Origin of the sequence: Micromonospora sp. NBRC 101691 (assembly GCF_030269285.1) — a bacterium.
GTDB classification, from domain to species: Bacteria; Actinomycetota; Actinomycetes; order Mycobacteriales; family Micromonosporaceae; genus Micromonospora; species Micromonospora echinospora.
Genome location: NZ_BSTB01000016.1, coordinates 1 through 19,219, shown reverse-complemented (window position 1 = coordinate 19,219; position 19,219 = coordinate 1). Strand labels below are relative to the sequence as shown.

At 71.3% G+C, this 19,219-nt stretch carries 19 protein-coding genes, 2 tRNA genes and 1 rRNA gene; 13 read left to right on the top strand and 9 right to left on the bottom strand.

Annotation, left to right across the window (positions count from 1 at the left end; genetic code table 11):
• Positions 1–190 precede the first annotated feature (190 nt).
• Genes QSK20_RS22420 through QSK20_RS22410 form a run of 3 tightly spaced genes read left to right on the top strand, consistent with a single transcriptional unit; the run spans position 191 to position 2,949 of the window.
• Positions 191–928 (top strand): sulfotransferase-like domain-containing protein, encoded by a 738-nt coding sequence (locus tag QSK20_RS22420; protein WP_285790567.1) that lies wholly within the window; start codon positions 191–193, stop codon positions 926–928.
• On the top strand, positions 925–1,770 hold the full coding sequence (locus QSK20_RS22415; RefSeq protein WP_285790566.1) for a family 3 encapsulin nanocompartment shell protein: 846 nt from the start codon (positions 925–927) through the stop codon (positions 1,768–1,770). Before QSK20_RS22420 ends, QSK20_RS22415 begins: the two co-directional genes overlap by 4 nt.
• 12 nt (positions 1,771–1,782) lie before the next feature.
• Entirely contained in the window at positions 1,783–2,949 is a 1,167-nt protein-coding gene (locus QSK20_RS22410; protein ID WP_285790565.1) for an MFS transporter, read from the top strand.
• A 51-nt stretch (positions 2,950–3,000) separates the two neighbouring features.
• Here the strand turns inward: QSK20_RS22410 and QSK20_RS22405 are convergent, their stop codons facing one another.
• The 3 genes from QSK20_RS22405 to QSK20_RS22395 form a co-directional block, all read right to left on the bottom strand.
• Complete coding sequence (locus QSK20_RS22405; RefSeq protein WP_285790564.1) at positions 3,001–4,113, bottom strand: NAD(P)/FAD-dependent oxidoreductase; 1,113 nt, start codon at positions 4,111–4,113, stop codon at positions 3,001–3,003.
• A gap of 124 nt (positions 4,114–4,237) precedes the next feature.
• Positions 4,238–5,467 carry a S8 family peptidase gene (locus QSK20_RS22400; RefSeq protein ID WP_285790563.1) on the bottom strand — a complete coding sequence of 410 codons (1,230 nt, stop codon included), beginning with the start codon at positions 5,465–5,467 and terminating at the stop codon, positions 4,238–4,240.
• A gap of 70 nt (positions 5,468–5,537) precedes the next feature.
• A complete protein-coding gene (locus QSK20_RS22395) occupies positions 5,538–6,770 on the bottom strand; it encodes a S8 family peptidase (RefSeq protein WP_285790562.1) in 1,233 nt (410 codons plus the stop codon).
• A gap of 456 nt (positions 6,771–7,226) precedes the next feature.
• On the opposite strand from QSK20_RS22395, the gene QSK20_RS22390 reads away from it, so the two are divergent.
• The gene (locus QSK20_RS22390) at positions 7,227–8,723 is read left to right on the top strand and encodes an amino acid adenylation domain-containing protein (protein ID WP_285790561.1); all 1,497 of its coding nucleotides are present in this window, start codon (positions 7,227–7,229) and stop codon (positions 8,721–8,723) included.
• A 57-nt stretch (positions 8,724–8,780) separates the two neighbouring features.
• On the opposite strand, the gene QSK20_RS22385 is transcribed toward QSK20_RS22390, so the two are convergent.
• On the bottom strand, positions 8,781–9,284 hold the full coding sequence (locus QSK20_RS22385; RefSeq protein WP_285790560.1) for a hypothetical protein: 504 nt from the start codon (positions 9,282–9,284) through the stop codon (positions 8,781–8,783).
• A gap of 82 nt (positions 9,285–9,366) precedes the next feature.
• Here QSK20_RS22385 and QSK20_RS22380 point away from each other — a divergent pair, with 82 nt between their 5' ends.
• Positions 9,367–10,005 (top strand): lipoprotein, encoded by a 639-nt coding sequence (locus QSK20_RS22380; protein WP_285790559.1) that lies wholly within the window; start codon positions 9,367–9,369, stop codon positions 10,003–10,005.
• 10 nt (positions 10,006–10,015) lie between these two features.
• A complete protein-coding gene (locus QSK20_RS22375; RefSeq protein WP_285790558.1) occupies positions 10,016–10,642 on the top strand; it encodes a class I SAM-dependent methyltransferase in 627 nt (208 codons plus the stop codon).
• A gap of 44 nt (positions 10,643–10,686) precedes the next feature.
• Here QSK20_RS22375 and QSK20_RS22370 read toward each other — a convergent pair whose 3' ends face one another.
• From QSK20_RS22370 to QSK20_RS22355, 4 genes are all read right to left on the bottom strand, one after another.
• The gene (locus QSK20_RS22370) at positions 10,687–11,076 is read right to left on the bottom strand and encodes a hypothetical protein (RefSeq protein ID WP_285790557.1); all 390 of its coding nucleotides are present in this window, start codon (positions 11,074–11,076) and stop codon (positions 10,687–10,689) included.
• Positions 11,073–11,405 (bottom strand): PadR family transcriptional regulator, encoded by a 333-nt coding sequence (locus QSK20_RS22365; RefSeq protein ID WP_285790556.1) that lies wholly within the window; start codon positions 11,403–11,405, stop codon positions 11,073–11,075. Before QSK20_RS22365 ends, QSK20_RS22370 begins: the two co-directional genes overlap by 4 nt.
• Positions 11,406–11,589: 184 nt before the next feature.
• The gene (locus QSK20_RS22360; protein ID WP_285790555.1) at positions 11,590–11,919 is read right to left on the bottom strand and encodes a CPCC family cysteine-rich protein; all 330 of its coding nucleotides are present in this window, start codon (positions 11,917–11,919) and stop codon (positions 11,590–11,592) included.
• Positions 11,920–12,470: 551 nt separating this feature from the next.
• Positions 12,471–12,544: transfer RNA gene (locus QSK20_RS22355), tRNA-Gly, on the bottom strand.
• 268 nt (positions 12,545–12,812) lie between these two features.
• Here QSK20_RS22355 and QSK20_RS22350 point away from each other — a divergent pair.
• The 6 genes from QSK20_RS22350 (at position 12,813) to QSK20_RS22325 (ending at position 18,233) form a co-directional block, all read left to right on the top strand.
• A tRNA-Pro gene (locus QSK20_RS22350) sits at positions 12,813–12,886 on the top strand.
• A gap of 139 nt (positions 12,887–13,025) precedes the next feature.
• Positions 13,026–14,378, top strand: a complete 1,353-nt coding sequence (gene tig / locus QSK20_RS22345) for a trigger factor (RefSeq protein ID WP_285790554.1) — start codon at positions 13,026–13,028, stop codon at positions 14,376–14,378.
• A gap of 170 nt (positions 14,379–14,548) precedes the next feature.
• Entirely contained in the window at positions 14,549–15,190 is a 642-nt protein-coding gene (locus QSK20_RS22340; RefSeq protein ID WP_088982517.1) for an ATP-dependent Clp protease proteolytic subunit, read from the top strand.
• A 14-nt stretch (positions 15,191–15,204) separates the two neighbouring features.
• Positions 15,205–15,867, top strand: coding sequence for an ATP-dependent Clp protease proteolytic subunit (locus QSK20_RS22335; RefSeq protein ID WP_145836594.1), 663 nt, complete (start codon positions 15,205–15,207; stop codon positions 15,865–15,867).
• 209 nt (positions 15,868–16,076) lie between these two features.
• A complete protein-coding gene (gene clpX, locus QSK20_RS22330; RefSeq protein WP_091651797.1) occupies positions 16,077–17,372 on the top strand; it encodes an ATP-dependent Clp protease ATP-binding subunit ClpX in 1,296 nt (431 codons plus the stop codon).
• Positions 17,373–17,435: 63 nt separating this feature from the next.
• Positions 17,436–18,233 (top strand): carbon-nitrogen hydrolase family protein, encoded by a 798-nt coding sequence (locus QSK20_RS22325; protein WP_285790553.1) that lies wholly within the window; start codon positions 17,436–17,438, stop codon positions 18,231–18,233.
• A 4-nt stretch (positions 18,234–18,237) separates the two neighbouring features.
• Here QSK20_RS22325 and QSK20_RS22320 read toward each other — a convergent pair whose 3' ends face one another.
• Positions 18,238–18,468 (bottom strand): hypothetical protein, encoded by a 231-nt coding sequence (locus tag QSK20_RS22320; protein WP_285790552.1) that lies wholly within the window; start codon positions 18,466–18,468, stop codon positions 18,238–18,240.
• Positions 18,469–19,109: 641 nt separating this feature from the next.
• On the opposite strand from QSK20_RS22320, the gene QSK20_RS22315 reads away from it, so the two are divergent.
• A 16S ribosomal RNA gene (locus QSK20_RS22315) occupies positions 19,110–19,219 on the top strand; the annotation flags it as partial.

The following is a 19,219-nucleotide window of genomic DNA, read 5'->3' as shown; positions in this document are numbered from 1 at the left end:
GCTGTACGCCGCCGCCCGGCGCGGTCGTCCGCACCGGACCCCGCCGCCCGGTCGCGCCCACGCCCCCCACCCGTCCCGTACGCCCCGCACGGCCCGCCCCGGCGGAGGCGGCCGGCCGTCCCGCCGCACCGGAACCGGTCCGTCCCGGCGCCCCGGCGGCGGTACCGCCCGGGCGTCCGACGGAGGCGCCATGGCGCTGATCGCCATGTGGGCACACCCCCGGGCGATCTCCACCGCGTTCCTGCGGATGATGATCGCCCGGGGGGACGTCACGGTGGTCCACGAACCCCTGGTGACCCTGGTGGACACCGGTCGGGTCGAACTGCCCGCCGCCGACGGGGGCCGCGTCACCGTCACCAGCCCCGCCGAGGTCACCGCGCACCTGCTCGACCTGGGTCGGGACCGTCCGGTCTTCGTCAAGGACACGTTGGAGTACCGGTACGGGCACCTCTTCGACGCCCCGGAGCGGATCGCCGACGTCACGCACACCTTCCTGGTCCGCCACCCGGCCCGCACGATCAGCTCGCACCACGCGATCAAACCGACCGTCGCCTGCCACGAGATCGGCTACGAGCACCAGTGGGACCTGTTCGAGCTGGTCCGGACGACCGCGCGCCGACCCCCGGTGGTGCTCTCCGCCGAGGCGCTGCTGCGCGACCCGGCCCGGGTGGTGGCGGCCTGGTGCGCGGCGGTCGACCTGCCGTACCGGCCGGAGGCGCTGACCTGGGACCCGGGGGACCGGGCGGAGTGGGCCCGGACCCGCATCTGGCACCTGGACGTCGAGCGGACCTCGGGTTTCCGCCCGGTGGCGAAGGACTTCCCGGTGACCGTGGAGAACGACGCCACCCTGCGCGCCTACTACGACCACCACCTGCCCTTCTACCAGCGCCTCGTCCAGCACGCCATCCCGCTTGAGGAGCCGTCATGACCAGCGCCAGCGCGCCGCCCGTCACCCGATCCCCCGGCGAGGAGTTCGCCGCGGCGTACGCCGCCGACCCGGCCGGTGCCGAGGTCCGGTTCGACTTCACCATCACCGACGCCTTCCAGCCCACCAAGGAGCGGCCCCGGGTCACCGTCCGCAACCTGTTCCGGAAGCGGCCGGTCGGGACGGACCCGGTCCGGTTCTGGTGCGAGGGTCGGCCGGACGCCACCGAGGCGGCGGCGGTGCGGGAGTCGGAGCTGCGCCGGGAGGCGGCCTTCCGGTTCGGCATGGCCGAGGCCGGGGTGCACCCGATCCGCGCCTGGGTGCAGATTCCCGAGGAACTGGCGAAGGACCCGGAGGGGCTGGCTGTCTTCGTCGACTACCGGCTGCTGGTCCGGCTCGCCACCGCCGAGAACCAGGCGCTCACCATCGGCGAGCACGGGCTGCTGCGCCACCCGGAGATCGCGAAGCTGCCGTACCGGCACGACTGGCTCACCGGGCTGCTGGCCGCCTGCGACGAGATCGAGCAGACCGGGGCCACCCCGCACGCGATGATCGTCAACCCCCGGGACTACTACACCCACCTGCTCGGTCGGGGCGGGCTGCTGGCGGACCTGGCCCGCAACGGCGTACAGATCTCCCGTACCCGGATGGTGGCGCCGGGGGAGGCGGTGGTGGGGGACTTCGCGATGGCCGCGCGGCTGCTCGACGCCGGACGTTCGGCGATCCGGATCGCCGTTCCGCCGCCCGGTACCTTCGCCACCGACGGCCCGGCGGTCTGCGCGGAGATCCACGAGGGACTCGCCATCCACCTGCCGACCCACTTCTTCCACGTCGTCCCGGCCTAGGAGAGACCGCTGATGACTGCGACCGCGCCCGGCGGCACCCTCACGTTCTACCGGCCGTACCTGCCGCTCTTCGGGGCGATCCTGCTCTGCCTGCTCGGGGTGGGGGCGTCCCTGGCGGTGCTGCCGTTCCTGGTCCTCGACGAGTTGGACGGCAACCGCGTCGAGGTGGGCGTGGTGATCGCGGCGATCGCGGTCGCGGCCGTCGTCGCCCGGCCGATCGCCGGCCGGCTCGGCGACCGGCACGGCTACCGGACGGTGATGCTCGCCGGGGCCGCCCTCTGCGGCCTGGCCAGCCTCGGCTACCTGGTCGCCGGGAGCATTCCGCTGCTGGTCGCGGTCCGGATCGTGCACGGCGTGGGGGAGGGGGCGGTCTACACCGCCGGGGCAGCCTGGCTGGTGGCGCTCGCGCCGACCGAACGGCGGGGCCGGATCGTCGGGCTCTACGGCATCCACATGTGGGCCGGCATCACCCTCGGCGCGCTGCTCGGCACGGTCCTGCTGCGGGCCGCCGGGGGATACCCGGCGGTCTGGGTGTTCGCCGCCCTGACGTCGGCGGTCGGGCTGGCGCTGGTCGCCGGTCGGCCGCGACCGGCCCAGGCGTCGGCCGCCGGACCGGCCGGGTTCCTGCCCCGCAGCGCGGTCGCGCCGGGCGTCGCGCTCTCCCTCGCCGGCCTCGGGTACGCGGGCCTCGCCGCCTTCGCCGCGCTGCACCTGGCCGACCGGGGCGTGGAGAACGGCATCGCCGCGTTCAACGCCTTCGGCGTCACCTACGTCGGGGTACGCCTCTTCGCCGGTGGGCTGCCGGACCGGCTGGGGGCGGGCCGGGTGGCGCTCTGGTCGGCCCTGGTGGAGGCGGTCGGCCTGCTGCTGGTGGCGGTCGCGGAGAACCTGTGGGTGGCGATCCTGGGCGGCCTGGTCATCGGGGCGGGGCTCTCGCTGCTCTTCCCGGCGCTGGCCCTGCTGGTGATCAACCGGACCGACCCGGCGCACCAGGGCGCGGCGCTGGGGGCGTTCACCTCGTTCTGGGACATCGGCCTGGTGGCCGGTGGACCTCTCGCCGGCCTGGTCGCCAGCGCTGCCGGCTACCCGGCGGTCTTCTGGGTCACCCTGGCGGCCGCGCTCCTCTCCGCCGCCATCTCCGCCTCGCCCCTGAGCGCCCCCACCCCCAGGTCCCCCTGAACCCGGGCCGCCCGGTGCCCGGCACGTCGATTCCCGAGGTCGGCGTCGCCCTCACGGCCGGCCGGCGGTGAGGCGGGCCGGGGAGTAGGGGGTGGGGTCGACGGGGGGCGGCCCGGCGGTGACCAGCGCGGCGAGCAGGGCTCCGGCGGCCGGGGCGGTCTGCACGCCGTAGCCGCTGAGCCCGGCGAGCCAGAAGAAACCGGGCTCGTCCGCCGCGGGCCCGATCACCGGCACGTCGTCCGAGACGGCGGTACGCAGTCCCGCCCAGGCGTGCCGGATCCGCCGGACGGTCAACGTGGTCGCCTCCTCCACCCGGGCGGCCCCGAGCGCGACGTCCAGGTCGTCCGGGCGGACGTCACCCGGCGGCACCGGCGTGGCGTCCACCGGGGACACCAGCAGGTGGCCCGACTCCGGCTTGAGGTAGAAGGTCCCCGCCACGTCGGCGACCATCGGCCAGCCGGTGACGTCCAGGCCGGCGGGTGCGTCCACCAGGAACGCGGTACGTCGCAGCGGGGTCAACCCCACCGGGCGTACGCCGGCGGCCCCGGCGACCTCGTCGGCCCACGCCCCGGCGGCGTTCACCACCGTACGGGCGGCCACGTCCCCGGCGTCCGTGCTGACCCGCCAGCGTCCCTGCTCCCGGCGGAGCGACCGGACCCGGGTGAGCCGGCAGAGCGTGCCCCCGGCCGCGCGGATGCCCCGCAGGTAGCCCTGGTGCAGCGCGTCCACGTCGACGTCCCGGGTGGCGGGCCTCAGCATCGCGCGGCGGAACCGGTCCCGCCGCACGATCGGGCAGATGCCCGGCACCTCGGCGACGTCGATCTCCCGGGCCGGTGGGTCGACCTCGGCCCCGTCGCGCAACTGCGCGTCGAAGAGGTCCTCGTCGCCGGGCGGGCAGAGGGCCAGCGTGCCCCGTGGGGTGAGCAGTGGGTGCGCGGCGAACCCCGGGGGCGGGTCGGTCAGCGGGTCGCGGCTGGCCCGGGTCAGGGCGCGGACCGCCGGGCCGCCGTAGTACTCGGAGAACAGGGCGGCGGAGCGGCCGGTGGAGTGGTGCCCGAGCACCTGCTCCATCTCGGCCAGCAGCACGCGGCCGTACCGGGCGAGGTGGTAGCCGGCGGTGGCGCCCGCGATGCCACCGCCGATGACCATATAGTCAATCGTCACTGGATTGGCCGGTGGTGGGGTGCATGGCCACGGGCGACGCCTCCTCCGTGGGTGACTGCCGTGGCCACCCGGGAAGACCGGGTGGCCACGGACACGCCGGGTGGATCGGGGCTCGGGCGACGGGTCAGGGGCCGCAGTAGAGCAGCCGGTTCGGGGTGCCGCTGGGCACGCCGGTGACGATGTTGGCCGTCGCCCGGGTGGTCAGGTAGTTGGACACCTGGGCCGGGGACCAGGTCGGGTTCGCCGACAGGGCGAGCGCGGCGCAACCGGCGACGTGCGCGGAGGCCGCCGACCCGCCGCTGATCGTGTTGACCGCCGTGTTGCTGGTGTACCAGGTGGACGTGATGTTCTGGCCCGGCGCGTACAGGTCGATGCAGCTGCCGTAGTTGCCGCTCGACAGCCGGGCGTCGGTCGCCGAGGTGCCCACCACGGTCAGCGCGCCGGGCACCCGGCCGGGCGAGTAGTTGCAGGCGCTCCCGTTCGAGCTGCCGCCGGTGGTGACGTAGGTGATCCCCCGGTTGATCGAGTTGGTCACCGCCGTGTCCAGGGAGGTGTTGGCGGACCCGCCGATGGCCAGTTCCACCACCGCCGGCCGCTGGGCGTTCGCGGTGATCCAGTCGATGCCGGCGATCACCGTGGCGAAGCTGCCGCTGCCCTGGCAGTTCAGGATCCGGACCGGGTGGATCATGACCTCCTTGGCGACCCCGTGGCTGGTGCCGCCGATGGTGCCGGCGAGGTGGGTGCCGTGGCCGTTGCAGTCGTCGGCCGGCAGCGCGCCGTCGACCAGGTCGATCCCGCCGGTGACCCGGGAGCCGAAGTCCAGGTGGGTGGCGCGGACGCCGGTGTCGGCGACGTACACGTGCACGTTGTGCGCGGTGTTCGGGTAGCTGTACCGGTTGTCCAGCGGCAGGTTCCGCTGGTCGATCCGGTCCAGGCCCCAGGACGGCGGGCCGAACTGCGTGCCGGGGCCGATCAGCGGGGTCACCCGGTTCTGCTCCACGTACGCCACCGCCGGGTCGGCGGCGAGGCGGCGGGCGGCCCGCTCCGACAGCCGTACCTCGAAACCGCTCAGGGCGCTGCCGTAGACGTGCCCGACGGTCCCGCCGTAGCGGGCGCGCAGCCGGTCCGCGACGCGGGTGACCTCGGCGGTGGCGTTCGTGTCGGCCCGCCGCGCCACGTCGTCGCGGAGCACGACGATGTAGCTGTCCCGGACGGCGTCGGCGGCCCCGGCGTGGCGGACGGTTCCCTCGGCGGCGCCGGCCGCCGACGCGGTGCCGGTCGGGGCGAGAACGGCGGTGAGGGCGGTGGCCAGGGTGAGGGCGAGCAGCCGTCCCCGCAGGCGTGATCTGGTCATGGTCTCTCCTCCCAGATGGGGCCGGCCCCGGGGCGAGAGGTCGCCTCGGGGCCGGTGGAGCCGGGGTGGATCAGAAGGTGGGGGCCAGGTAGAGCAGGCGGTTCGGGGAACCGGTGCCCGGGCTGGTCACCACGTTCGTGGTGGCCTGGCTGACGATGTACGAGTGCACCTGGGCCGGGGTCCAGGACGGGTTCACCTGGAGCACCCGGGCAGCCGCACCCGCGACGTGCGGGGAGGCCATCGAGGTGCCGCTGATGCTGTTGGTGGCGGTGTTGCTGGTGTGCCACGCCGACAGGACGCCCACGCCCGGGGCGAACAGGTCGGTGCAGGTGCCCCAGTTGGAGAACGAGGCCCGCGCGTCGTTGCTCTGCGAGGCGTTGACGGTCAGCGCGGTCGGCACCGACGCCGGCGAGAAGTTGCAGGCGTTGGCGTTCGAGTTGCCGGAGGCCACCGCGTAGGTGACGCCGTCGGCGATCGAGTTGGCCACGGCGGTGTTCAGCGAGGCGTTGGTCGCGCCGCCGAGGCTCATGTTCGCCACCGCGGGCTGGCCCGGCTGGTGGTCCGAGGTCACCCAGTTGATGCCGGCGATGACCTGGGCCCAGGTGCCGCTGCCCTGGCAGTTCAGCACCCGGACGGCGACCAGCGTGACGTCCTTGGCGACGCCGTAGCTGGTGCCGCCGACGGTGCCGGCGACGTGGGTGCCGTGGCCGTTGCAGTCCGCGGCCGGCAGCGCGTTGTCGATCGCGTCGTAGCCGTCGATCGCCTGGCCGCCGAAGTCGTTGTGGGTGGTCCGGATGCCGGTGTCGACGATGTACGCCTTCACCCCGGCGCCGGTGCTGGCGTAGGTGTAGCTGGCGTTCAGCGGGAGGTTCCGCTGGTCGGTACGGTCCAGGCCCCACGGCGGGTTGACCTGGGTCGCGTCCATCGTGACGGTGTGGTTCTGCTCCACGTAGTCCACCGCGGGGTGGGCGGCGAGCCGCTTGGCGGCCCGCTCCGACAGCTTCACCTCGAAGCCGTTGAGCGCGTCGCCGTAGACGTGGCCCAGGCTGCCGCCGAAGCGCTCGGCGAGCGAGCTGGCGGTGCTCTTCACCGCGGCCTGCCGGGTGCCGGCGCGGCCACCGACGCTGCTGTCCTTGAGTACCACGATGTAGCTGTCGGCCACGGCCGTCGCGCCACCGGCGCTCCGGATCTCGCCGGACGGGGCTGCCGTTGCGGGAGCGCTGGCCATGGCGGTGACCATGGCGGCGCTGGCGAGCACGCCGACCGCGGCGAAGGTACGCCGGTGAGTGCGGGGGAGTGTCATCTCCCGGTCCTCCTACTGTGGTGACCTCTCGTGGGACTCGGGGCCCACTCGAGAGGTGCTGGACGATGGGAGAATCCTAGCGTCGATATTTACAAACCTGGATCTCTGCAATGTTCACGATCTGAGGATGATATTGACGAACTTCTACCCGTGAAACGTTGTCTCACGGGTCCCGGGCGCGATAGACACGACAGTTGGCCTGCGGTGCGGGTGAGCGCGACCGAGGTGACGCGGCACGGGGTCGGTCACGCCGCCACCCGGGTCGGCCCGACCCGGACCGCTTCGGCCCGGCCCGGGGCCGACCCTTCGGCGGGACGCCCCAGGACCGGTCGGAACTGGCCCGACGAGCGCACGATCGACATGATCGTTGCCATGTTCCTGCGCCGCCGACGCCACCACGACCACCCTCCCGTCCGCGCGGCAGCGCAGCCGGACCCGGTGCCAGCGGAGGTCGCCGTGGCGATCTCCCGTGCCGCCGCCGGCGGCGGGGAGGACCTCGAACGCCTCCTGGGGGCACTGGCGGCCCTCGACGCCACCGGTACCCCGGGGGTCGCCCGGGCCGTGCTCGGTCTGCTGGCCCGCGAACCGAGAACCGTGGCCCGACTCGACGAACACGTCCGACAGGACCCGTGGCGCCTGCCGTACCGGTCGCCGGGCCTGGAGAAGTTGACCGCCCGGCTCGACCGGCCGGCACCCGGAGCGGTCGCCGTCGCCCTGACCAGCGCGCACGGTGACGGGCGGATCCGGGAACGTGCCGTACGGGCCATGCTCGCCGCGCCCGTCGCGGAGATGACGCCCTTCCTGGTCCTGCGGACCGGGGACTGGGTCGCACAGGTGCGCGATCCCGCCCGTGCGGGCCTGGCGACGCTGCTGGCCGACGACCCGGCCACCCACCTGCCGGCGGCGCTGCCCACCGCGCTGCTGGTCGGGGCCCGCTCCCGGGGCGGCTTCGCGGTCACCCAGGTCACGGCCGCGCTGCTCGCCGCCCCCGCGCCGGTACGCCAGGCGCTCAGCCGGTCCGGTCCCGCCGCGCAGCGCCGGCTCGTCTTCACCATCGGCCTGGCCCACGGCTGGCTGCACCGCGACGACCTCGTCGAGGCGGCGGAGTCCGACCCGGACGTGCTCGTCCGGGCCCGGGCAGCCGAGGCCGCCTGCCGGGACGCCGTGTGGACCGGCCGGCTCCCGACCCTGCGGCGTCTCGCCGGCAACCGCCGTCCGGCGGTACGGGCGACCGCGCTCACCGGACTGCTGCGACTCGGCCGGCTCGCCGACGTGTCGGCGCACCTCGACGACCCCGCCGACCTGGTCCGGGCCATCGCCCGGGAGGCCGCCCGACGGGACGGCATCGACGCGCCGGCGCATTACCGGCGGGCTGTCACCGGGGACGCGCCGCCCCCCGGGGCGGTCGCCGGATTCGCCGAGACCGCCCCGTCGACCGACGCGGTGCTGCTGCACCCGCTGGTCACCCACCCGGCCGCGCCGGTCCGAGCCGCCGCCGTACGCGGACTGCGGCTCCTCGCCGCCGTCGAACCGTCCCTGGTCCTCCCACTGCTGCGCGACCCGGCACCGGCCGTCGTGCGGGAAGCCGCCACCGCGCTACGTCCCGTCTCCGGCGCCCTGCCACCCGTGCTGCCCTGGGAGCTGCTCGCCGACCCACGGGTGGAACGCCGCCGCGCCGGCTACCGCCTCCTCGGCACCCGGGACGTGCCGGCGAGGCTGCGCGCCGGGATGCTGCTGGCCCTCGACCCCGATCCGGGGCTGGCCCGACGCGGTCGCGCGGACGTCGTCCGGCTGGCCCGTGACGTCGGCCGTCCGGACCGGCGGCACACGTCGCCGCCCGTGCCGACCGGCACCGCCGCCGAGCGCGACGACCTCGCCCGACTGGCCCGGCGCGCCGCCCCCGTGCTGGGCGACGAGTGTGTCGACCTGCTCACCAGGTGGTTGCGCAGTTGACCGCCACACTCGTCGCCGACCACGGTGCCCACATCGGCCTACCGCCGTGTGGTGCCGTCAGAAGGCGACGTCCACGCCCGCCTTCTTGCAGGCGGCGGCGAGGTCCGTGCCGGCCTTCTCGAAGGCCGGGTTGTCGGCGGCCGACGCCGGGTCCGTCGCCTTCGCCGCCTTGGCGGCCTCCGCGGTGAACGCCTGGATGGCGGTGGTCACCGCGGTGTCGCCCCCGGTAGCGGCCAGCGCCGTCAACTTGCTCTCCAGCTCGGTGAGGACCTTCCGGAACGCTTCCGGCGCCGCCGCCGGGTCGGCCTGGAGAGCGGTGACGACCGAGGCCTTCATGTCGTTCCCGGCCTTCTTGGCGGACTCGCAGAGTTCCTTGTCGCTCGCGCCGCCCGCCGGGGCCGACGGTGCGGGCGCCGAGGAGGCGGAGGCGTCAGGTGCGGAGGTGGTGGAGGAGGGGGAGGGAGCGGACCCGGCCGTCGTGTCGTCCTCCCCACCGCCGCAACCGGCGAGGGTCAGGGAGGCGCAGATCAACACGGCGGAGACGATGCGGAATGGTTTCACGGGCGCGGACGCTAGCCGAAGCCCGCCCGTTGTTCAAAGTGGTTGTCGCGCGTAGCGATGCGGGCCGTAGACTCCCGGACCCGTGAGAATCCGAACGTACGGCGGCCGGGCCGCGCCCGTCGTCGCCCTGGTCGCCTCGACACTCGCCCTGACCGGCTGCGGGCAGACCGACGCGGAGGCCCCGGAGGCCACGCCGGGTACGGCGGGGCAGTCCACGACGCGCCCCCCGGTGCCGGAGGGGGCCCGTGTCGGTGCGCCGGACAGCGCCTGCGACATGCCCGTCACCTTCGCGCTCGCGGAGTCGTGGAAGCCGAAGGCGGTCACCGTCGCCCCGGACAATCCGCTGGCGGAACTCGCGCGCCGAGGTCCACTCACGATGGTGTGCGAGATCGACGCCAAACCCGCCGGCAACATCGGCTTCCTGCGGGTGTGGACCGGAGCCGGGGACCAGCTACGGGCGAGCCTGGAAGCCTTCGTCGGTACGGACGCGCACCAGCCGACCTACACCGACCTGCGGGTCGGTGACCGTCCCGCGCTGGAGGTCGTCTACCAGGAGAAGAGCCAGCTCGACGACGAGATGGAACCGGAACGGGTGTTCGCCGTCCAGACCGCGCGGGGCATCACGGCCGTCTCCCTCGACAGCTTCGGCAGCGACGAGCACACGGCCATGTTGCCCGCCTACGAACTCGCGAAGAGCAGCCTCCGGCAGCGGGACTCGTAGCCTTCCCGGGATGGACAAACACGACGAACGTGACCTGGTCCGACGTGGGTACGACGCACTCTCCCACCACTACCGGTCCGACGACGCCGAGGACGGTCGGTACGCGCCCTGGCTCGCCGACCTGCACCGACGCCTACCGGCCCCGGCGGCGGTCCTCGACCTCGGGTGCGGCTGCGGTGTGCCGGTCGCCCGCTTTCTCGCCATCGCCGGGCACCACGTCACCGGCGTCGACATCAGCGACGTCCAGATCGAGCGGGCACGCCGCCTGGTGCCCACCGGCACGTTCCTGCGCGCGGACGCCACCCGGCTCGACCTGCCGCCGGCCTCGTTCGACGCCGTGGTCTGCCTCTACGCCCTCATCCACATGCCCCTGGCCGACCAACCACAGCTCATCGACCGGATCGCCACCTGGCTGCGCCCGGGCGGCTGGCTGCTCACCACCGTCGGCGACACCGCCTGGACCGGCATCGAGGACAACTGGCTCGACGGCCCCGCCACCATGTGGTGGAGCCAGGCCGACGCCTCCACCTACCGCTCATGGCTGCGACAGGCGGGGCTGGCGATCACCGCCGAGGACTTCGTCCCGGAAGGCTCCGGCGGGCACGCTCTCTTCTGGGCTCAGCGCCCACCGAGCTGAACCGCCCCGGGGAAACGGCTTCGTCAAGCGTCAGGGCGGGCGGTTCAGGTCTCGCTGTTCTTGGCCTCTACCCGGACCCGGCTCCGAGGAATGCGTATCTCATACGGTAAGTCCCACTTTCCTCCGCCGTTGCCGTAGATGATGATCTCGTCATTCTTCTTCTCCGGCTGAAAGAGGGTGAGGGATCTTGCCGCGGAGCGGCCTGCTGCTGCGAGGGCGAACCGCAAGGCGGTCAAGAGCTTGAACAACTTGCCCGGTCGATCCTCGATGATCGCCGCCCATTCGTCGGCATACGCCTCGGCCAGCCCCGGGTCGGATGTCCAGCGGTACGCCGACCAGCGGACCAGCTTCTTCGCCAGCCAGGGGGAGACGTCGGTGATCTCGTTGACGAGCAGCCCGAACAGGATGCCGAGGATGATCTCCCACTGGTTCACGCCTGCCCCCGTCCGAAGGCGAGACGGGTCCGCGTCGTGGTCGCGGCCTTCGTCTGGCGTTGGGCGACCAACTGTCGGGCGCTGGCGACGCCGTGGCCGGTGAGTTGGTAGTAGCGGCGACGCGGCTTGCCCGGCGCGGCGTCCTCCTCCCAGCGGGAGGTCACCCATCGGGCCTCGGCGAGCCGTTCCAGGATCTTGTAGATGGTGGGTCCGGACTTTCCGGTCGTCTTCATGATCGCCCAGCCGTGCAGCTCATGGTCGTTCGCCACGAGCAGGGCGTTCAGGACGGCGAGGAGGGGTCCGGTCACCCGTACGGGTCCGTCTGGCACCCGCTTAACGATAGTAGGTGAAATAAGCCGGGTCCACCTGGGACACCTGGTGGGGGCCAGGCTGTAGGTGGGGCAGGCTGGATCGGCTCGCAGGCCTGGCCGCGACCCCGCATCGCGGCAGGCTTCTCAACACGCTGTGAGCAGGTGATGGATACCTGCTCGTGCTTGTCGCCGACGCGACTTGTCAGTTCGGCGGTATCCCGGACTGACGGCCGCCCACGGGGTGTTCGTCAGGCCTGGGCGGTCGCACGTGCTCGAGGTCCTTCGGGTCGCTGGCCCCGTACTTGGCGAAGTTGCGGCGGGCGTCGAGCAGGCTCAGGTTCCGGTTTGGTCCACCCCGTACGTGTGCGGCGTCGTGGTCGTCCTGGCCGTCGTCCTCCCAGAAGCACACGTCGCAGATCTCGTAGCCGCCGCGTTCAGCCAGCGTCAGGTAGCCGCAGCACGGGCACGCGTACGCGGCGTCTTGCGGCCCTCGGCTGACGTCGGCGGACGGTCCGTGATCGGTCGGGGTCACGCCGGCAGCCTGCCACATCGACCGTCAGAGGTGTGCGTCCAGCCTTGACTCAGGAGCAGGTCGTGCTCCTTCAGCTTTCACGATCGGGGGCAAGGCACGGCTGCTCAAGACGTCCGCTAAGCCACCGGTCGAGCCATTCCACGAGAGAGATCCCCTCGGCATAGAACGAGTGTTCGGCCAGGCCCGAGTTCGGGTCGAAGCCCCACATCATCGCTCCCCGGCCGGCGCAGTCCACGTACGAGTAGATCGCACATCCCCAATAGGCGATCGGCAGTAGGCCGGGGGGCTCTCGTGAGTCGAGCCGCTCGACCGCGGTACGCCCGAGATCGTCGGTGGAGCCACCAGCGACGCCTATCACAGGACCGAAGCCGCCGTTGGCGACCTCCAGGTAGATGCGCCGAAGCAGGGGCGGTAGCCGAGGCAATGCCAGCCGGCACGGAAGGCGGCCCCGGACGGCATGCCGTGCGCTACTGGGCACGCAGGAGCACAGAGGGCTGAGACGAGAACGGCCCAGGCTCGACGGGAACGCCGCTGACCTGGGCCGGAGAATGTGGAGCGGGCGACGGGAATCGAACCCGCACCGTCAGTTTGGAAGACTGAAGCTCTGCCATTGAGCTACGCCCGCGTGTTCCCGGTTCCCCGGGACGCGCCGACAGCCTACCGCGTACCCCGACGCGCCGCGCAGCCGCATTCCGTCCCCGCCCGGACGTCGTCACCGGAAGGTTCCCGCCCGGGCGGCTGGCGCGCCCCTGCCGTACCGCACACTCGGCTCCGGGTGCCCTGCTGGCGGGCGGCTTCCGGACCGACCCGGGGGGAATTTGTCGGAATCTGTCGCCGAGTGCCCCGCCCGGACGCCCCTGCCCCGCGCCGACGGCATACACTTCTGGTCGCCACGGGGTGTGGCGCAGCTTGGTAGCGCACTCGCTTTGGGAGCGAGGGGCCGTGGGTTCAAATCCCGCCACCCCGACTGTCGTCGCGGCCGGGTCGCCGGAGGGCGGTCGTCGCGGTACCTGGGCGGCTGCCGGAGCGTCCGGCCGGCTCGCCTACACTCGATGGGCTGAATCACGCCCAGACTCAAAACCGAGATCCGTTCAAGGAGTACGCCTGTGAAGAGCACCGTCGAGACTCTGAGCCCGACGCGCGTGCGGCTCGCCATCGAGGTGCCGTTCGTCGAGCTCGAGCCGAGCCTCAAGAAGGCGTACCGGGAGATCGGCCAGCAGGTCCAGGTTCCCGGCTTCCGCCGGGGCAAGGTTCCGGCCGCGGTGATCGACCAGCGGGTCGGCCGGGGCGCCGTCCTCAACGAGGCGGTGCAGGAGGCGATCCCGCAGAACATCCTCGCCGCCGTCCGCGAGCACGACCTGAAGACGCTGGGTCGCCCCGAGGTGGAGATCACCGAGTTCAACGACGGTGACAGCCTCAACTTCACCGCCGAGGTCGACGTCCGTCCGGAGCTCACCCTGCCCGACCCGGCCACCATCGAGGTGACCGTCGACGAGCTCCAGATCGACGACAGCGAGATCGACGAGCAGGTCAAGAGCCTGCGCGAGCGGTTCGCCACGCTCAAGACCGTCGAGCGCGCCGCCCAGGAGGGCGACTTCGTCCAGATCGACCTGAACGCCACCGTCGACGGCGAGGACGTGCCGGGCGGTTCGGCGACCAACCTCTCCCACGAGGTCGGCAGCAAGCAGCTCCTCCCGGGCCTGGACGAGGCCGTCGTCGGCCTCGCCGCCAACGAGAGCGCCACCTTCACCACCCAGCTCGTCGGCGGCGACTTCGCCGGCAAGGACGCCGAGGTGGCGGTGACCGTCCGCACGGTCAAGGAGAAGGAGCTGCCCGAGCTGAACGACGAGTTCGCCCAGATGGCGAGCGAGTTCGACACGCTCGAGGAGCTCCGTGGCGACGTGCGCGAGCGGATCACCAAGGGCAAGCGGGTCGAGCAGATCTACGCCGCCCGGGACAAGGCCCTCGAGCAGCTCGTCGCCGCCGCCGAGGTGCCGGCGCCGGAGGGTGTCGTCACCGAGGAGGTCGCCAGCCGTAAGCAGGCGATGGTCGACCAGCTCGAGCGGATCGGCGCCTCGCTGGAGGAGTACCTCGCGGCCGAGGAGAAGACCGAGGAGCAGCTCGACGAGGAGCTGAAGACGGCGGCGACCGAGGGCGTCAAGATCCAGCTCCTGCTGGACACCCTGGCCGACGCCGACGACGTCCAGGTCTCCGACGACGAGTTCGGCCACGAGATCGTCCACCGGGCGCAGCGCGCCGGGATGCCGCCCCAGCAGTACTACGACCAGCTGGTCCGCTCGGGCGCGGCGGCGGCCGTCTTCGGCGACGTCCGGCGCGGCAAGGCGCTGGCCTCGGTGATGGAGCGTGTCACGATCAAGGACGCGGCCGGCAACGCCGTCACCCTGGACGCCCTGAAGGCCGAGGGCGACGAGGCGCACGAGCACGACCACGAGCACTGATCGCGGGGTCGGCCGCCGTCCGCCGTTCACGGCGTTCGGCGGCCGAAACCCTTTTCCGGGTACGGATCCCGGGCAGCTGCGCTGAGAGCGAAAAGCACCCGGACCGGGAGTGTGTCACCCGGTGGAGCGGTTAGTGTCGGGTAAGACGGTACGGAGAGCGAAGGGCTGCCATGACCGACAAGCACATCCCAGCGATGCCGCTCCGGGCGATCGAAGCCCGCGGTGGCGATCCCCTTGGCAACCTCGACGACTCGGTCTACAACCGGTTGCTCAAGGAGCGCATCATCTTCCTGGGCAGCGAGGTGACCGACCAGGTCGCCAACCGCATCTGCGCCCAGCTGCTCCTGCTCGCGGCGGAGGACCCGCACCGCGACATCAACCTCTGGATCAACTCACCGGGTGGCTCGGTCTACTCCGGCATGGCGATCTACGACACCATGCAGTTCATCGACAACGACGTGTCGACGGTGGCGATGGGCATGGCGGCCTCCATGGGCCAGCTGCTGCTCTGCGCCGGCACCAAGGGCAAGCGGTACGCCCTTCCCCACGCGCGGATCATGATGCACCAGCCGTCCGGTGGCATGGGTGGTACGGCTTCCGACATCGCCATCCAGGCGGAGCAGATGCTCTACACGAAGCGGATGTTCCAGGAGCGGGTCGCCTTCCACACCGGGCAGGAGCACGCGCAGATCGAGGCCGACTCGGACCGCGACCGCTGGTTCACCGCCCAGGAGGCCATGGACTACGGCTTCATCGACAAGGTGATCACCGGAGCCACCCAGGTTCCGGAAGGCGCCGGGACCCTGAGCTGATCGAGGAGCTGACGATGACCGACCTGAGCCTGCCGCCGCGTTTCGCGCCGGTGCACAACCGCTACGTCCTGCCGTCGTTCGTCGAGCGCACCTCGTACGGGGTGAAGGAGTCGAACCCGTACAACAAGCTCTTCGAGGACCGGATCATCTTCCTCGGCGTCCAGGTCGACGACGCGTCGGCCAACGACGTGATGGCGCAGCTGCTGACGCTCGAGGGCACCGACCCGGACCGCGACATCATCATGTACATCAACTCGCCGGGTGGCTCGTTCACCGCCATGACGGCGATCTACGACACCATGCAGTACGTCCGGCCGGACATCCAGACGGTCTGCCTCGGCCAGGCGGCCAGCGCCGCCTCGGTGCTGCTCGCGGCCGGCACGCCGGGCAAGCGGATGGCCCTGCCGAACTCGCGGATCATCATGCACCAGCCGGCCACCGAGGGCGGCTACGGGCAGGGCTCGGACATCGAGATCCAGGCCCGGGAGATCCTCCGGATGCGGACGCAGCTGGAGGAGATGTACTCCAGGCACTGCAACCAGCCGGTGGACAAGGTCCGCAAGGACATCGACCGGGACAAGATCATGACGGCGGAGGAGGCCCGCGAGTACGGCGTGGTCGACACCATCCTCACCAGCCGTAAGAAGGGTCTGCTGGCCGCCAACGCCGCCAGCTGAACAGTTGGGGTCGGAGGTCGGCCCGGGGGTGCTCCCGGCGCCGGCCTCTGACACACCCGTTTTGGGGGTCGGAGAAACCCCCGGCAGCGGGTAACGTCGGGTCTGTGCCCCTTCGCCGGGTCGGACCGGCGGGTGAAGACACGGACACGGGGATCAACGTCCTCAAGCCAGGGCCGGCGTACCGGCCGACGAGTGCAGGGAGAACGTAGGTGGCACGGATCGGTGACGGCGGCGACCTACTGAAGTGCTCCTTCTGTGGCAAGTCGCAGAAGCAGGTCAAGAAGCTCATCGCGGGCCCCGGGGTCTACATCTGCGACGAGTGCATCGACCTCTGCAACGAGATCATCGAAGAGGAGTTGGCCGAGTCCGGCGAGGTGAAGTGGGAAGAGCTTCCCAAGCCGATGGAGATCTGCCAGTTCCTCGACAACTACGTCGTCGGTCAGGACCAGGCCAAGAAGGCCCTGGCGGTCGCGGTCTACAACCACTACAAGCGGATCCAGGCCGAGGCGGCCGGCGCGCCGGGCTCCGGCAGCGACGCCGTCGAGCTGGCGAAGTCCAACATCCTGCTCATCGGTCCGACCGGCTGCGGCAAGACCCACCTCGCGCAGACCCTAGCCCGGATGCTCAACGTGCCGTTCGCCATCGCCGACGCCACCGCGCTGACCGAGGCCGGGTACGTCGGCGAGGACGTGGAGAACATCCTCCTCAAGCTGATCCAGGCCGCCGACTACGACATCAAGCGCGCCGAGACGGGCATCATCTACATCGACGAGGTCGACAAGATCGCCCGCAAGTCCGAGAACCCCTCGATCACGCGGGACGTCTCCGGCGAGGGTGTCCAGCAGGCGCTGCTCAAGATCCTGGAGGGCACGGTGGCCAACGTGCCGCCGCAGGGCGGTCGGAAACACCCCCACCAGGAGTTCATCCAGATCGACACCACCAACGTGCTCTTCATCTGTGGTGGTGCCTTCGCCGGCCTCGACCAGATCATCGAGGCCCGCACCGGGCAGGGCGGCACCGGGTTCGGCGCCCGTCTGCGGGCGGTGTCCGAGCGTTCGACCGACGACATCTTCGGTCAGGTCATGCCGGAGGACATGCTCAAGTTCGGCCTGATCCCCGAGTTCATCGGCCGGCTTCCGGTGATCACCAACGTCCGCAGCCTGGACCGTCAGGCCCTCGTGCAGATCCTCACCGAGCCGCGTAACGCCCTGGTCCGGCAGTACCAACGTCTCTTCGAGCTCGACGGGGTCGAGCTGGAGTTCGAGCAGCCGGCCCTGGAGGCCATCGCGGACCAGGCGATGCTCCGTGGCACGGGGGCCCGGGGCCTGCGGGCGATCATGGAAGAGGTCCTCCTCTCGGTGATGTACGAGGTTCCGAGCAACCCGGACGCCGCTCGGGTTCTGATCACCCGTGAGGTGGTCCTGGAGAACGTGAACCCGACGATCGTGCCCCGCGAGTTCACCGGCCGGCGGGCCCGCCGGGACCGCGAGGAGAAGTCCGCCTGACCGCGGTTCGACGTCCGGGTACGGGACAGCGCGTACCCGGACCACGCCCTTAGTCTGGTGTGTATGCGTGTCGCCGTCTGCCAGCTGAACGCCCGCGAGGACCGTAAGGCCAACCTCGCGACCGCCGAACGTCTCCTGGTCCGCGCTGCCGACGCCGGCGCCGACCTCGCCGTCCTACCCGAGTACGTCGACTACCTCGGCCTGGCCGAGGGGCTGCCCGAGCCGGAGTCGGTCGACGGCGAGGTGGGCAGCTTCTTCGCGGAGGTCGCCGGCCGGCTGGGCATGTGGGTGATCGCGGGTTCGTTCCACGAGCGGGGGCCCGACCCGGAGCACACGTACAACACGTCGCTGGTGTTCGACCGTTCCGGTGCGCTGGCGGCCAGCTACCGCAAGATCCACCTGTACGACGTGGAGATCCCCGGACGGGTCTCGTACCTGGAGTCCGCCACCGTCGCGCCCGGCGCGGAACCGGTGGTGGTCTCGGTCGAGGGCCTCCGGGTGGGCCTGTCCATCTGTTACGACCTGCGGTTCCCCGAGCTGTACCGGCAACTGGCCACCGAGGGTGGTGCCGAACTGCTGGTGGTGCCGGCGGCCTTCATGATGCACACGGGCCGGGACCACTGGGAGGTCCTGTTGCGGGCCCGGGCCATCGAGAACCAGTGCTTCGTGGCGGCGGCCGGACAGACCGGCGACCACGAGCCGGGCCGGACGTGTTTCGGCCGCAGCATGGTGATCGACCCCTGGGGCACGGTCCTCAGCCAGGTGCCGGACGGCACCGGTCTCACCGTCGCCGACCTCGACCTCGACCGGCTCCGGACGATCCGGGCGGAGCTGCCCAGCCTGGCGAACCGTCGACTCTGAGCGGTCACGTCTCCTGGAGAAGGACACCGATCACGGCCAGCCCGGCGATGGCCGCGGCGGTGACCAGCAGAGCGGTGCTCATCCGGGAAGGGCCCCGTCGGGCCAGCCGTCGCACCGAGGCCACCACGGCGAAGAGCACCAGGACCGCGATGACCAGCTGCCAGATCGGCAGCAGGAGCCCCAGCAGCGCGTCTTCGGCGAGCACCGACGTCGGGGACCGTGGTAGGTCAGCCATGTCAGACACTCTGGCACGCCGGACCGACTCCTGTCGGGACACCAGCAGTTGGACCTTCGACAGCCCGCGCCGAGGGGCGTCGAGATTACAGTGACGGACGTTGATTTGCGTCCTGATGGCCGGACGCGTAACTTTCTCTCTGCAAGCGGGAGGCCGGACAAACCGGCCGAAGCGAGCACCAGGCTCAAGGCGGGAACGCCGAACGAGACTGGTCCGGGCGGTGCGAAGTTCCCCGAAAGTTGGGGTTGCGATCGCGAAGTCGACCGGGTATAGTACCGAAGCCGGCAGGAGCCGGGCGGAACGCCGCAGAGCGGCGATCGGCCGGTCTGCGGGAACCCCACCTCAGAAACGACCCCCGATTGTCGGGGTGCGTCAGAGTGGGTCTGACTGAAGCCAGCGGAAAGAATCTTGAAAGAGATGCTTGCCAGGCGGGTCGAGGTTAGGTAGGTTGGAGCGGTTGCCCCGGATGGGGCCCCTGAGGGGGTTGCCGGATGGTGTGTGGTTGTTCTTTGAGAACTCAACAGGGTGCTTGATAAGCCAGTGCCAATTAAGTTATACCCCGTGCTGGTCGGGCTTGATGTCTGGCTGGTGGGGATTCCTTTGGCAACACTTTGTTGCTGGGATGATTGTTCAACAAGTTTTTGTTGGAGAGTTTGATCCTGGCTCAGGACGAACGCTGGCGGCGTGCTTAACACATGCAAGTCGAGCGGAAAGGCCCTTCGGGGTACTCGAGCGGCGAACGGGTGAGTAA

Bases quoted from the DNA above. Each gene is read 5' to 3' on its own strand.
- QSK20_RS22420 (WP_285790567.1), top strand. From the start codon at position 191: ATGGCGCTGATCGCCATGTGGGCACACCCCCGGGCGATCTCCACCGCG.
- QSK20_RS22415 (WP_285790566.1), top strand. From the start codon at position 925: ATGACCAGCGCCAGCGCGCCGCCCGTCACCCGATCCCCCGGCGAGGAG.
- QSK20_RS22410 (WP_285790565.1), top strand. From the start codon at position 1,783: ATGACTGCGACCGCGCCCGGCGGCACCCTCACGTTCTACCGGCCGTAC.
- QSK20_RS22400 (WP_285790563.1), bottom strand. From the start codon at position 5,467: ATGACCAGATCACGCCTGCGGGGACGGCTGCTCGCCCTCACCCTGGCC.
- QSK20_RS22395 (WP_285790562.1), bottom strand. From the start codon at position 6,770: ATGACACTCCCCCGCACTCACCGGCGTACCTTCGCCGCGGTCGGCGTG.
- QSK20_RS22375 (WP_285790558.1), top strand. From the start codon at position 10,016: ATGGACAAACACGACGAACGTGACCTGGTCCGACGTGGGTACGACGCA.
- QSK20_RS22340 (WP_088982517.1), top strand. From the start codon at position 14,549: ATGACCGACAAGCACATCCCAGCGATGCCGCTCCGGGCGATCGAAGCC.
- QSK20_RS22335 (WP_145836594.1), top strand. From the start codon at position 15,205: ATGACCGACCTGAGCCTGCCGCCGCGTTTCGCGCCGGTGCACAACCGC.
- QSK20_RS22325 (WP_285790553.1), top strand. From the start codon at position 17,436: ATGCGTGTCGCCGTCTGCCAGCTGAACGCCCGCGAGGACCGTAAGGCC.
- QSK20_RS22320 (WP_285790552.1), bottom strand. From the start codon at position 18,468: ATGGCTGACCTACCACGGTCCCCGACGTCGGTGCTCGCCGAAGACGCG.